Below are 13,009 nucleotides of genomic sequence, written 5' to 3' on the forward strand. Positions count from 1 at the left end.
GCTTGATCTACAAGTGGAATTTTATTCCGCCTGACGGAATGGAAAAAATCACATGGGAAGACGCTCGGAACGGCTCAGTAAGCAGGGAATGCTCGCCAGCGATCTGGCGGGCGAGGGCGATGTCATTCAGGTGGTGTCGCGTGCGTTCGACGTATTGCGTTGTTTTGAGGGCCACGAGGCGCGGCTCGGCAATCTGGAAATCTCCAATCGCTGCGGACTGCCGCGATCGACGGTGTCGCGGTTGACTCACACGCTGACCCGGATGGGCCAGCTGGTCTATCTGCCGCGCGACCAGAAATACCGCATCGGCCCGAGCGCGGTGGCGATGAGCACCTCGATGATGCGGGGACTGCAGCTTCGCAACCTGATCCGGCAGCGGCTGCAGGATGTCGCCGAACAATTGCCTGGCACCGTCGGCTTCGTGATTCCCGATCGCTTTCACCTCGTCTATCTCGAATATGCCCGCGCCGCCAACGCGCTCGGCCTGCACGAGAGCACCGGCAGCCGCATCGCGATCGCCTCGACCGCGGCGGGGCACGCCTACACGGCGGCGCTCGATGCCGATGTCGGCGACGCGCTGCTTGTGGAAATGGAACGTGAAAACCCCGAAGGCGCCAAGGTGCTGCGGCCGCGGCTCGAAGCCAACCGTCGCTTCCTGAGGGAGCACGGCTATGTCGTCGCCTGCGGCCTGTGGAGCCCGCACATCAACGGTCTCGCTGTGCCGATGTGGTCGCCGCAGTACCAGACCTTTGTCGTGGTGACGATCGGCCTTTTGTCCGCGATGTATGACGAGAAGCGCCTGCACAAGGAGGTTGCGCCGCGGATGCTCGATCTCGGCTTTGCGGTCGGCAGCATGCTCGAGGGTGCCGAGGGAGATATCTTCAGCAATCGGCTGGATAGAAAGCCGCTTCCAGTGACGACCCATAACAATAAAATCATAAAGACGGAGGATACGAATGACCTGGAAGCCGGAACTCGACGACCTCGCCCGGCGCGAAGCGTTCGCGCGCGAGATGGGAGGCGTTGACAAGGTCAAGCGGCAGCGCGACCAGGGTCGGCTCACCGTTCGCGATCGCATCGACGGACTGGTCGATCAGAACAGCTTCCACGAAATCGGCGCGATATCCGGCACTGCCGAATATAACGAGCGCGGCGAACTCACCGGCCTGACGCCGGCGAACTGCGTGTTCGGCCGTGGCAAGATCGACGGCCGGCCGGTGGTGGTGGTCGGCGACGATTTCACCGTGCGCGGCGGCTCCGCGGATGCTTCCATTTCCGCCAAGCCCCTGATGGCCGAGGAGATGGCGCACGACTTCCGCATGCCGATCATCCGCGTGATCGAGGGCTCCGGCGGCGGCGGCTCGGTGAAGACCATCGAAACCAAGGGCGCGGCCAATCTGCCCGGCGGCGTCGGCGGCACCCGCTGGTACTGGTACACGATCGCGAACATGGCCCGCGTGCCGGTGGTCGGCCTCGGGCTTGGCTCGGTCGCAGGCCTCGGCGCGGCGCGGCTCGCCGCCAGCCATTACTCGGTCATGACCAAGACCTCGGCGATGTTCGTCGCCGGTCCGCCTGTCGTGAAGCGCCTCGGCCAGGATCTCACCAAGTGGGAACTCGGCGGCGCCGATATCCAGACCCGCGCCGGCGGCGTCGATCATGCCGTCGAAACCGAGGAGGAAGCCTTCGCCTGCGCCAAGCGCTTTCTCTCTTATCTGCCGTCGTCGGTTTACGACCTGCCGCCGACGGTTGCCTGCGACGACGATCCGGAACGCGCGGAAGAATCCCTGATGAAGGCGGTGCCGCGCAACCGCCGCCAGGTCTACAAGATGCGCCCGATCATCGACGCTGTCGTCGACAAGGGTTCGTTCTTCGAGATGGCGGCGAATTTCGGCCGCCCGGTCATCACCGGATTTGCCCGGCTGGACGGCCGCGCGGTGCTGCTGCTCGCCAGCGATCCCTTTCACTACGGCGGCTCGTGGACGTCGGAGGCGTGCCAGAAGGTGGTGCGCTTCGTCGATCTCGCCGAAACCTTCCATCTGCCGGTAGTCTATCTGATGGATTGTCCGGGCTTCATGATCGGGCTCGAGGCCGAGAAGGCGGCGACCATCCGCCACGGCGTGCGCGCCATGGCCGCGGTCAACCAGACCACGGTACCCTGGTGCACCATCATCGTGCGCAACGCCTTCGGCGTCGCCGCCGTGGTGCATCAGCCGGCCAACCGGTTCTCGATGCGTTATGCCTGGCCGTCGGCCTATTGGGGTTCGCTGCCGCTAGAAGGCGGCATCGAGGCGGCCTATCGCGCCGACATCGACGCATCGGACGATCCCAAGGCCAAGCAGCAGGAGATCGAGGACCGCCTCAACAAGCTGCGCTCGCCGTTCCGGTCGGCGGAGAAATTCTGGGTCGAGGAGATCATCGACCCGCGCAAGACGCGTTCGCTGTTGTGCGAATTCGCCCGCCTCGCCGAGCCGCTGCGCACGCCGGGCCCGCCGAAGAATTTCACGATCAGGCCGTGAAGTAGGGAATGGCGAGTAGCGAATAGGGAGTAGCGAATGGGGAAACTCTATTCGCCACTCGCTATTCGCCGCCCTCAGGCGATGACCGGTTTCGGCGGCCGCGAGACCGCAAGAATAATCAGCGCCGCGATGATGCACAGCGCGCCGGCGATGAAGAAGGCCGGCAGGTAGCTCGCCAGCATTGTCCGCGACAGTCCGGCGCCGAAGGCGGCGGCGCCGGCGCCCAGTTGATGGCCGGCGAAGATCCAGCCGAACACCAGATTGGCACGTTCCGGCCCGAATCGTTGCGCGGTCAGCCGCACCGTCGGCGGCACCGTCGCGATCCAGTCGAGGCCGTAGAACATCGCAAACAGCGACAGCCCGTAGAACGAGAAATCGGAAAACGGCAGCAGCAGCAGCGACAGCCCGCGCAGGCCGTAATACCAGAACAGCAGCCAGCGATTGTCGTAGCGGTCCGACAGCCAGCCCGACAGGATAGTGCCGACGAAATCGAAGATACCCATGGCGGCGAGCAGGCCGGCGGCCTGGACCTGCGGGATGCCGAAATCGAGGCACATCGGAATCAGATGGACCTGAACCAGGCCGTTGGTGCTGGCGCCGCAGATGAAGAAGGTGGCGAACAGGATCCAGAACACCCGTGTCCTGGCGGCATCGCGCAGGGTGCCGAGCGCCGCCGCCATGATCGGCGCGGTATTGGGCGGCGGCGCCGGCAGCGGCTCGGTGCCTGCATCGCCGAACGGCCGCAATCCGAGATCGCTCGGGCGGTCGCGCACCACCAGCAGCACCGCCAAGGCGGCGACGCCGAGCATGACGCAGACCAGCAGCAGCGCGATCCGCCAGCCCAGCCGCTCGGTGATGGCAGCGAGCAGCGGCAGAAACACCAGTTGTCCGGTGGCGACGCTGGCGGTGAGGATGCCAACGACAAGGCCGCGCCGCGCGGCGAACCAGCGCGTAGCGATGGTGGCGCCCAATACCAGCGCGGTCATGCCAGTGCCGAGGCCGATGACGACGCCCCACAGCAGCACCAGGTGCCAGACGTCTGTCATCGCGAGCGACATCACCAGCGCAGAAGCCACGATCAGCAAGGACAACAGGGTGACGTTGCGCAAACCGTAACGGTTGAGCAACGCGGCGGCGAACGGCGCCATCAGTCCGAACAGGATGAAGCGGATCGACAGCGCCGAGGAAATCTCCGCGGTGCTCCAGCCGAATTCCTGTTGCAGCGGCACGATGAAGACGCCGGGCGCGCCGACCGTGCCGGCGGTGATCAGCGCAGTGAGGAAGGTCACGCCGACCATCACCCAGCCGTAATGGATGTTGCGGCGGGCGAGGGCGGCTGACAGCCAATTGGAGATCATGAAAGTTCCTTGCCGGAATTCCGGGTGATGATGAGGCCAGATGACCTAGGCGCCGCACTCGGTTGGATCAAATCCGCAATGGAAACGGATTGAGCCTTTCGAAGCCTTGCTTGACCGCGGCATGTTGCACGAGCCTCCGATGTCCGAAATGCCATATTTCCCTCAATTCAGGACAAAACCAGTATCTGCAATTCTCATGGCCGCCGCGACCACACGTGGACCAATTGAAGTCTGGGCCTAGTGGACGATGCGCTCCACGGCGATGGCGGTGGCTTCGCCGCCGCCAATGCAGAGCGCGGCGACGCCGCGTTTCAGGTTCTGCGCTTCCAGCGCATGCAGCAGCGTGACGATCAGGCGGGCGCCGGTGGCGCCGATCGGATGGCCGAGCGCGCAGGCGCCGCCGTTGATGTTGAGTTTGTCGCGGGGGATTCCGAGATCGCGCTGCGCGGCCATCGCCACCACTGCAAAGGCCTCGTTGATCTCGAACAGATCGACATCGCCGGCGCTCCAGCCGACCTTGTCGAGCAATTTACGGATCGCCGGGATCGGCGCCGTGGTGAACCATTGCGGTTCCTGGCTGTGGGTGGCGTGGCCCTTGATCTCGGCCAGTACAGGGAGGCCGTTGCGGTCGGCGAGCGAGCGCTTCGCGAGGATCAGCGCCGCGGCGCCGTCGGCATTGGCCGACGAGGCGGCCGGCGTGATCGTGCCGCCCGCGCGGAATGCCGGCTTCAACCCGGGAATCTTGGCGGGATCGACCTTGAGCGGATGCTCGTCATTGGCGATGACGCGCGGGCCGGACTTTTCGGTGACCGTGATCGGCGCGATCTCGGCCCTGAACGCGCCGCCTTCCACCGCCTTGCGGGCGCGGGTCAGCGTTTCCATGGCGTAGGCGTCCTGGTCGGCGCGGGTGAACTGATAGGCCTCGGCAGTGGCTTCGCCGAAATCGCCCATCGAGCGGCCGGTCTCATAGGCGTCTTCGAGGCCGTCCATCATCATGTGGTCGATGATGCGGTCATGGCCGGCGCGGTAACCGCCGCGTGCCTTTGCCAGCAGGTACGGCGCGTTGGTCATGCTCTCCATGCCGCCGGACAACACGATGTCGGCGGAGCCGGCATGGATGATGTCATGCGCCAGCATCGTGGCCTTCATGCCGGAACCGCAGACCTTGTTGATGGTGGTCGCTCCCGTCGCGTCCGGCAGTTTGGCGCCGCGCGCGGCCTGCCGCGCCGGGGCCTGGCCCTGACCGGCCGGCAGCACGCAGCCCATGAACACTTCGTCGATCCGCTCCGGTGGCAATTTGGCCCGCTGAAGAGCTGCGCCGATGACGTGGGAGCCGAGTTGGTGGGCGCTGAACGGCGACAACTCGCCCATGAACCGGCCGAGCGGAGTGCGGGCGGCGGAAACGATGACGACGGGATCGGAAGCTGCGGCCATGGCGGGGCTCCTCAAATTCTTTGCGCGCGAAGGCAATGCCGTTTGAATTATGATCATCATATGATGCGCCGCGGGATTTGCAACGGCGATGCGGGATAAATTATCGTGAACTGGCCGGCGAGGGGGATCGGCGGCCTCAGGCCGCCGGATTGACCCGCTTATTCAATACCTTCGAGCGCCGTCAGGATCGCTTTCCTGAAGGCGGCGATGTCGCCGAGTTCATGGCCGAGCAGCAGCGCCAGCCGGGTCAGAAACAGTGCCTCGCGCTCGGGGCCGGCCGAATCGATCGCTGTCGCCAGCGTCTCGTAGGCGGCTTCGAAGTCTTCGGAACGCATCGTGCTCATGGCGCCGTTCTCCCCAGGCAGAGGCGCGCGGTGCGCAGGACTTCGTCGGCTGCGATGGTCTTCCAGCGCCCGGCGATGTGCAGGTCCGGACGCAGCAGATAGAGCGTCCCCGGCCGAGCATTGAACAGCCGGGCGATTTCGCCATCCCCGTCGGCAATCGCATCTGCCGTGGCCGCGAGGCCCGGGGGTTGAATCCGCAATGCAATGAAGCGCCGGTCGAGCTTGCCGAGTTGATCGAGAAGTCCGGCCTGTTCGGTATTGGCCGCGCCGTCGCCGAACAGGATCGCGGTCAGGCCGTCGCCGGCGCGATCCAGAAGAAAGCTGCCGTCGGTCAGCCTGGCGTTGGGCGAGGCGCTGCCGCTGGCCGGTCCGGCCGCAAAGTCGGCATCGCGGCTGGCGTAGGGCGTCAGCGGGCTTTCCGAATAGGTGTAGGGCTGCATCTGCCTGGGATTGGCGAGGCCGCGCGGAAATTCGTGACGGAGGCTGAGCGAGAGCGCCGCTTCGCGCGCGAGCCGCCAGCCGCGGGTCGGCGGGGTCATGAAGCGGGTGCTCTTGGTGGCGTTGGCGAACACGTCCAGCGTGGCGCCGCGCCGCTCCGGCGAATAGCTGTCGAGCAGCTTTTCGTCCGCCTCGCCCTTGAGCACGGCTGCGAGCTTCCAGCCGAGATTATCGGCGTCGGCGAGGCCGTTGTTGAGACCGCGCACGCCGAAGATCGGCACGATATGCGCGGCGTCACCGATGAAGAACACCCGGCCGTGCCGGTAGTCGTCGAGGCACAGCGTGTTGGCGGAATAGATGCTCCACCATTCCAGTTCCCACGGCTTGTCGTGGCCGATATCTTTGAGGATGGCGCCGACGCGGGCGCGGATATTTTCCTCGCGCAAGGCCTCTTCCTCGCTCTCGCCTTCGCGGAGCTGGTAGTCCACCCGCCAGATGTCGTCCGGCTGCTTGTGGATCAGCACGGTGCCGCCGGGATTGCCGCTCGGCTCGAAAAAGGCGCGGCGCTCGGTCGGAAAGTCGTGATCCATGCGGATATCCGCGATGACATATTTGCCTTCGTAGTTCTCGCCCTTCAGGCGCAGGCCCAGCCGTGAACGAACCGGCGAGCGCGCGCCGTCGGCGGCGAGCACGTAGTCGGCCTCGAGGCGATAATCGCCGGCCGGCGAGGCAACACGGAGCGACACGCCGTCGTTGCGGCATTCGACGTCAGCGACCTCGCTCTGCCAGCGCATGTCGACGAGGTCGCAGGCGGCGACCGCGTCGTGCAGGAATTTTTCGATATATTGCTGCTGCAGATTGTACATCGGCAGGTATTTCTCGCCCGGCGGCTGCGGCATCTCCAGCCGGAAGATCTGCTCGCCGCGGTAATAGCTGCGGCCGTAGCGCCAGCCCAGCGCCTTTTCGACGAAGGGCTTGACCGCCCCGATCCGCTCCAGGATATGCATGCTCGGCCGCGCGATGCAGATGGCGCGGCTGCCGTCGTTGAAGGTGTCCTTGCGGTCGAGCAGGACGCTGCGGATGCCGTATCGCGCCAGCACCAGCGCCGCGGTCATGCCGATCGGGCCGGCGCCGACAATCGCGACCGGATGACGCGCCGCGAGGCCGTCGAGCTCGGGGGCGCGCCGCGCCGGGAAGGTCGGATAGTGGAAATAGAGGGAATCGAGCGGCCCTTTGCCGGCAGGTCTCATGCGTTTCCTGTTTTTTGTTCTCAGGCCGGCTGTGCGGCTTCGTTTGCGACAGGCGTCCGGTGGACTACAGCTTGAAAGAGGCCGGATGGCAAGGCAGCATGCGCCGGAACGCGATCACCGCCCACCTTCGCGATTGAAAGAGACGCTTACGATGAATCAATCCGCACGCGCCGAGCAGACCGAATCCAGCGAAGTCCTGTACGACGTCGATGACGGCATTGCGGTCATCACGCTCAATGCGCCCGCGCGCATGAACACGATCTCCGGGCCGATGCTGAACGATCTCACGCGACTCCTGATCAGGGCCAACGAGGACAGAGCGGTGCGGTGCGTCATCCTGACCGGCAACGGCCGCGCCTTCTGCGCCGGCCTCGATCTGCGCAAGGAACGCAGCGGGGAGGGGATCAGCTCAGCATCCTCATCGACGTCGCTCGATCTGCGCAACACCCCGCCGACAGTGCTGCAGGCGATGGACAAGCCGACGATCTGCGCAGTCAATGGCGGCGCGGCCGGTTACGGCATGGACACCGCGCTCGGCTGCGACATCCGCATCATGGCGGAGTCGGGGAAACTTGCGGCGGCCTTCGTCAAGCGCGGCGTGGTGCCGGAGTCCGGCGGCACCTGGTTCCTGCCGCGGATGATCGGCTGGGCCAAGGCTTCCGAACTGATCTTCACCGGGCGCACGCTCAGCGCGCGCGAATGCCTCGACTGGGGCCTCGCCAACGAGGTGGTGCCGGACGCCGAACTGATGGGGCGGGCGCGCGCGGTGGCGCGCGAGATCGCGGCCAATGCGCCGCTGGCGGTGCAGGCCGCCAAGCGGATGATGCGGATGGGGCTCAACGAGACCTTTCCGGACCATGTGCACCACGTCTATCTGCAACTCCTGCCGCTGTTCAAGACGCAGGACATGCAGGAGGGCATCAAGGCCTTCATGGAGAAGCGGGAGCCGAAATTCGAGGGCCGCTGAACCCGCCTACCGCTTGCGATTGATAAAACCCTGCATCAGCCGCTGCGGCTCGCCGGTCAGGAAGGATTGCCCGAACACGGCGATCGAGAGGTCGACGGATTCTTTCAGCGGCAGTTCTTCCCATTGCCGGAGCAGCGCCTTCTGCGCGCGCAGCGCCTCGGGGCCGCATTCCAGCAGCGCCGCCACGGTCTTCTCGACCGCGGCGTCGAGGCCGCCTGATGGCGCGACCACATCGACCAATCCCCAGGCGAGCGCGGTGGGCGCGTCGATATTCTCCGCCGTCATCACCAGCCAGCGGGCGCGGCCCCAGCCGATCAGCCGCGGCAGCAACGCGGCATGGATGACCGAGGGGATGCCGACGCGAACTTCGGGCATGCCGAAATGGGCGTCGTGCGCGGCGATCCGGAAGTCGCAGGCGGCGGCGAATTCGAGCCCGCCGCCGAGGCACCAGCCCGGCATCCGCGCAATGACCGGTGCCGGGAACGCGCGCGCGGCCTCGCAGAGGTCGCGCAGGCCGGTGATGAATTTCTCCGCCGAGGCCTGATCGAGTTTCGCCATTTCCTTGATGTCGGCGCCGCCGATCATGCTCTTTTCGCTTTGCCCGGCGACCACAAGCACCCGGATCTGCTTGTCGTTGCTAAGCGCCTCCAGCCCTTCGCGCACGCCGCCGATGGCCGGGGTGCCGAGGATGTTGAGCGAGCCGGCATTGCAGATCGTCAGGCGGACGACGCCGCGCGGGTCGCGGTCGACGCCGCAATAGGGATTGAGCATTTCCATGGACGGTCTCGCAATTGGTGAAGTGCGCGGTTGGTGCCACTTCCCGGCAAAACGTCGCCTTGTCAAGTGGAGCCAGGCCGATCGCCGCCGGGGCCGTCCGCCCATTGCGAAGCGGCAGCCGCTGCTATAATATGACGATCATCATTTATAATGGAGGAAGGCCCATGACCGCGGCTGGCAGGATTGATACGGCGGAATCCATCGACCTTTTCACGGCGGCATGGAGGCGGGAACGGGTGGTGGACTGGCAGGCGCCGGGGCCGGTGGCGAGGGCGGCCGCCGGGATGTCCGGGCTGGAGACGATGCGGGCGATCCGCGACGGCATCCTGCCGGAGCCGCCGATGGCCAGGCTGATCGATTTTCGGCTGCGCGTCGCCGAGCCCGGCCGGATCGTGATGGAAATGGAGCCGCACGAGGCGCTCGAAAACACCATCGGCTTGCTGCATGGGGCGACCGCGGCGGCCCTGCTCGACACCGCGATGGGCTGCGCGATCTCCACCATGCTGCCGGCCGGGCAGGGCGCGGTCACCCTCGACCTGAAACTCAGCTACCTTCGACCCTTGTCGGTCAAGTCGGGCACGATTTCCGCCGAGGGAAAGCTCGTCAAGCTCGGCCGCCAGACCAGCTACGCCGAAGGCTCGGTTCGCGACGGCAACGGCAATCTTGCAGTGCACGCGACGGCGACGTTCTCGATGGTCGGCGAAGCCACCTGAAGCAAATAAGATGCAGCATTGTTCGGCGCCAAATGCTATCAAGCGCCATTATATGACTGCAAACATCTTATGGGACCGCCGATGCGCTATTCCAGGGAACACAAGCTCGAGACCCACGCCCGGATCGTGAAGAAAGCCTCGGTGCGGCTTCGCGAAAAGGGCGCGCACGGCATCGGCGTCGCCGACCTGATGAAGGAGGCCGGGCTGACCCATGGCGGGTTCTACGCCCACTTCGACTCCCGGGAAGCGCTGGTGATCGAGGCCTTCGGCTATGCGATGGACCGCTCGACCGAGCACTGGCGCAAGCTCGCCGCCGCGACGGCGCCGGAAAAGCGGCTGGCGGCGATCGTGGATTCCTATCTGACCTCGCTGCATCGCGACGATCCCGGCCATGGCTGCTCGCTGACGGCGCTGGGCGCGGAAATCGCCCGTGAGAGCCCGAAGGCCCGCAAGGCGTTCGCGGCCAAATTGGAGCAGATGATCGACATGCTGGCGGCGCAGCTTCCGGAACTGACGCGCAAGGCCGCTCGCAAGCAGGCGATATCAGCGCTCGCGACCATGGTGGGCACGCTGGTACTGGCCCGCATCGCCGGCACCGGCGATTTTTCCGACGAAATTCTGGGCGCCGGGCGTGAGGCCACGCTGGGCCGCGCGGCGCCGGCGAAGCCTGCGGCGAGGAAATCCCCGTCGAATTAGGTTGGCCGGTTAAACAACGCGCGCTCGCGCTCCACCGTCTCGTAGATGTAATCGGCAACGGCGCGAATCCGCGCCAGGTCCTTGCTGTCGGCGTGCATCAACAGCCAGAAGGTGCGCGAGATCGAGATTTCGTCCGGCAATACCGGACGCAGTTCGGGATGCGCGGTCGCCATGAAGTGCGGCAGCACCGCAATCCCGAATCCGGCGATGGTGGCGTTGAGCTGCGCGATCAGATTGGCGCTGCGGAATTTGGCCGAAATCTTCGGCGAGACCTGCGGCAGATAGTCCAGTTCGGGCGTGAACAGCAAGTCCTCGATGTAGCCGACGAAGCGGTGCCGGGGCAGGTCGCTGCGGGTCGCGATCGCAGGGAAACGATCGAGATAGGCCGGCGCGGCATAGAGCCCGAGGCTGTAGTCGAGCAGCTTGCGCCCGACGATCCGGCCCTCCTTCGGCATCGACAGGCTGATCGCGATGTCGGCCTCGCGCTTCGACAGGCTGAACAGCCGCGCGGTGGCGACGAGCTGCAGATCGAGATCCGGATAGCGCTCGGTGAACCGCACCAGCCGCGAGGCCAGGAAGTGGCTGCCGAAGCCATCGGGCGCGCCGATCCGCACCGTGCCGGTCAGGTGGGCGCGCGACCCGCCGACCGCCTCCTGGTTGGCGACGATGGTCGATTCCATCGCCTCCGCGCTGTCGGCGACGCGCTGGCCGGCTTCGGTCAGGAGGTATCCGCTCTTGCGGCGATCAAACAGCTTTGCCGAAAGATGGCGTTCCAGCCGGTCGACACGCCGGATCACGGTGGCATGATCGACGCCGAGCTGTTTGGCAGCCGCGGAGACCGATCCGCCGCGCACAATGGCCAGCACGAAGCGGAAGTCATCCCAGTCGATCATGCCGCCTTGATCCTGCATTTGCGCACATCTATGGTGCAACATCTCGGACTTGAATACTACAAAATGCGGGTCCAAAGGGTCTGAAAGCGATCCAGCCGGGACCAGGGAGATCATTCAATGCGCTTAATCGGACATTTCATCGGCGGCCGCGAGGTCAAGGGCACATCGGGACGTACGGCCGACGTTTTCGAGCCGATGACCGGTACGGTCCAGGCCAAGGTCGATCTGGCCACCAAGGCCGAGCTGCGCGCCGCCGTCGAGAACGCCAAGGCCGCGCAGCCGGAATGGGGCGCGACCAACCCGCAGCGCCGGGTTCGCGTTCTCATGAAATTCCTCGAACTGGTGGCGCGCGACAACGATGCCCTGGCCGAATTGCTCGCCCGCGAACATGGCAAGACCCTTCCCGACGCGAAGGGCGACATTCTGCGCGGCGTCGAGGTGGTGGAGTTCGCTCTCGGCATTCCGCAATTGATGAAGGGTGAATATACCGAAGGCGCCGGCCCGGGCATCGATATCTATTCGATGCGCCAGCCTCTGGGAGTCGTCGCCGGCATTACCCCGTTCAATTTTCCGGCGATGATTCCGATGTGGAAATTCGCGCCCGCGATCGCCTGCGGCAATGCCTTCATCCTGAAGCCATCGGAACGCGACCCCGGCGTGCCGATGAGGCTTGCGGAACTGATGCTGGAGGCGGGGCTCCCGCCGGGCATCCTCAACGTGGTCAACGGCGACAAGGAAGCGGTCGACGCCATCCTCGACGATCCCGACATCCGCGCCGTCGGCTTCGTCGGCTCTTCGCCGATTGCGCAGTATATTTATGAACGGGCGGCGGCGACCGGCAAGCGCGCACAATGCTTTGGCGGCGCCAAGAACCACGCCATCATTATGCCTGACGCCGACATGGATCAGACCGTGGATGCGCTGGTCGGCGCCGGATACGGCGCTGCGGGCGAGCGCTGCATGGCGGTATCGGTGGCGGTTCCCGTCGGCAAGACCACGGCCGACCGGCTGATGGAAAAGTTGATTCCGCGCGTCGAGAATCTGAAGATCGGGCCCTCGATCGATCCGACCGCCGATTTCGGTCCGCTTGTGACCAAGGAGGCGCTCAACCGCGTCAGGAACTATGTCGAGATCGGCATCAAGGAGGGCGCCAAACTCGCCGTCGACGGCCGCGGCTTCAAGATGCAGGGCTATGAGAACGGCTTTTACATGGGTGGTTGTCTGTTCGACAACGTCACCAAGGACATGCGGATCTACAAGGAAGAGATTTTCGGTCCTGTGCTGTCGGTCGTGCGCGCCCATGACTACGATGAGGCGCTGCGACTGCCGTCCGAACACGACTACGGCAACGGCGTTGCGATCTTCACGCGCGATGGCGACGCCGCGCGCGACTTCGCGGCCAGGGTCAATGTCGGCATGGTCGGGATCAACGTGCCGATCCCGGTGCCGGTCGCGTACTACACCTTCGGCGGCTGGAAACGTTCCGGCTTCGGCGATCTCAATCAATATGGACCGGATTCCGTGCGCTTCTACACCAAGACCAAGACGGTGACTTCGCGCTGGCCCTCCGGCGTCAAGGAAGGCGCGGAGTTCTCGATTCCGACGATGAAGTAGACGCCCGGT

12 protein-coding genes are annotated in these 13,009 nt (G+C 65.3%); 6 read left to right on the forward strand and 6 right to left on the reverse strand.

Features of this window, described 5'->3' with window-relative positions:
* Positions 1-52 precede the first annotated feature (52 nt).
* On the forward strand, positions 53-1,027 hold the full coding sequence (locus KMZ68_RS11315) for an IclR family transcriptional regulator (RefSeq protein WP_215615845.1): 975 nt from the start codon (positions 53-55) through the stop codon (positions 1,025-1,027).
* A complete protein-coding gene (locus KMZ68_RS11320; protein WP_215615846.1) occupies positions 957-2,516 on the forward strand; it encodes an acyl-CoA carboxylase subunit beta in 1,560 nt (519 codons plus the stop codon). Before KMZ68_RS11315 ends, KMZ68_RS11320 begins: the two co-directional genes overlap by 71 nt.
* A 74-nt stretch (positions 2,517-2,590) precedes the next feature.
* Here the strand turns inward: KMZ68_RS11320 and KMZ68_RS11325 are convergent, their stop codons facing one another.
* The 4 genes from KMZ68_RS11325 to KMZ68_RS11340 form a co-directional block, all read right to left on the reverse strand.
* A complete protein-coding gene (locus KMZ68_RS11325) occupies positions 2,591-3,874 on the reverse strand; it encodes an MFS transporter (protein WP_215615847.1) in 1,284 nt (427 codons plus the stop codon).
* Positions 3,875-4,111: 237 nt separating this feature from the next.
* Positions 4,112-5,308: an acetyl-CoA C-acyltransferase gene (locus tag KMZ68_RS11330; RefSeq protein ID WP_215615848.1), complete on the reverse strand. Its 1,197-nt coding sequence runs from the start codon at positions 5,306-5,308 to the stop codon at positions 4,112-4,114.
* A gap of 158 nt (positions 5,309-5,466) precedes the next feature.
* Complete coding sequence (locus KMZ68_RS11335; protein ID WP_215615849.1) at positions 5,467-5,652, reverse strand: hypothetical protein; 186 nt, start codon at positions 5,650-5,652, stop codon at positions 5,467-5,469.
* Positions 5,649-7,340 carry an FAD-dependent monooxygenase gene (locus KMZ68_RS11340; RefSeq protein WP_215615850.1) on the reverse strand — a complete coding sequence of 564 codons (1,692 nt, stop codon included), beginning with the start codon at positions 7,338-7,340 and terminating at the stop codon, positions 5,649-5,651. Before KMZ68_RS11340 ends, KMZ68_RS11335 begins: the two co-directional genes overlap by 4 nt.
* Positions 7,341-7,491: 151 nt before the next feature.
* On the opposite strand from KMZ68_RS11340, the gene KMZ68_RS11345 reads away from it, so the two are divergent.
* Positions 7,492-8,307, forward strand: coding sequence for an enoyl-CoA hydratase/isomerase family protein (locus tag KMZ68_RS11345; RefSeq protein ID WP_215615851.1), 816 nt, complete (start codon positions 7,492-7,494; stop codon positions 8,305-8,307).
* 6 nt (positions 8,308-8,313) lie between these two features.
* Here KMZ68_RS11345 and KMZ68_RS11350 read toward each other — a convergent pair whose 3' ends face one another.
* Positions 8,314-9,084, reverse strand: coding sequence for an enoyl-CoA hydratase (locus KMZ68_RS11350; protein WP_215615852.1), 771 nt, complete (start codon positions 9,082-9,084; stop codon positions 8,314-8,316).
* A 164-nt stretch (positions 9,085-9,248) separates the two neighbouring features.
* Between KMZ68_RS11350 and KMZ68_RS11355 the strand changes: the two genes are divergently transcribed.
* Both KMZ68_RS11355 and KMZ68_RS11360 read left to right on the forward strand, forming a co-directional pair.
* Positions 9,249-9,797 (forward strand): PaaI family thioesterase, encoded by a 549-nt coding sequence (locus KMZ68_RS11355; protein WP_371741446.1) that lies wholly within the window; start codon positions 9,249-9,251, stop codon positions 9,795-9,797.
* An 81-nt stretch (positions 9,798-9,878) separates the two neighbouring features.
* Complete coding sequence (locus tag KMZ68_RS11360; RefSeq protein WP_215615853.1) at positions 9,879-10,493, forward strand: TetR/AcrR family transcriptional regulator; 615 nt, start codon at positions 9,879-9,881, stop codon at positions 10,491-10,493.
* On the opposite strand, the gene KMZ68_RS11365 is transcribed toward KMZ68_RS11360, so the two are convergent.
* Complete coding sequence (locus KMZ68_RS11365; protein WP_215615854.1) at positions 10,490-11,404, reverse strand: LysR family transcriptional regulator; 915 nt, start codon at positions 11,402-11,404, stop codon at positions 10,490-10,492. The genes KMZ68_RS11360 and KMZ68_RS11365 overlap by 4 nt on opposite strands.
* A 99-nt stretch (positions 11,405-11,503) precedes the next feature.
* On the opposite strand from KMZ68_RS11365, the gene KMZ68_RS11370 reads away from it, so the two are divergent.
* A complete protein-coding gene (locus tag KMZ68_RS11370) occupies positions 11,504-13,000 on the forward strand; it encodes a CoA-acylating methylmalonate-semialdehyde dehydrogenase (protein WP_215615855.1) in 1,497 nt (498 codons plus the stop codon).
* Positions 13,001-13,009 lie beyond the last annotated feature (9 nt).

The organism is Bradyrhizobium sediminis (assembly GCF_018736105.1).
Taxonomy (GTDB): Bacteria; Pseudomonadota; Alphaproteobacteria; order Rhizobiales; family Xanthobacteraceae; genus Bradyrhizobium.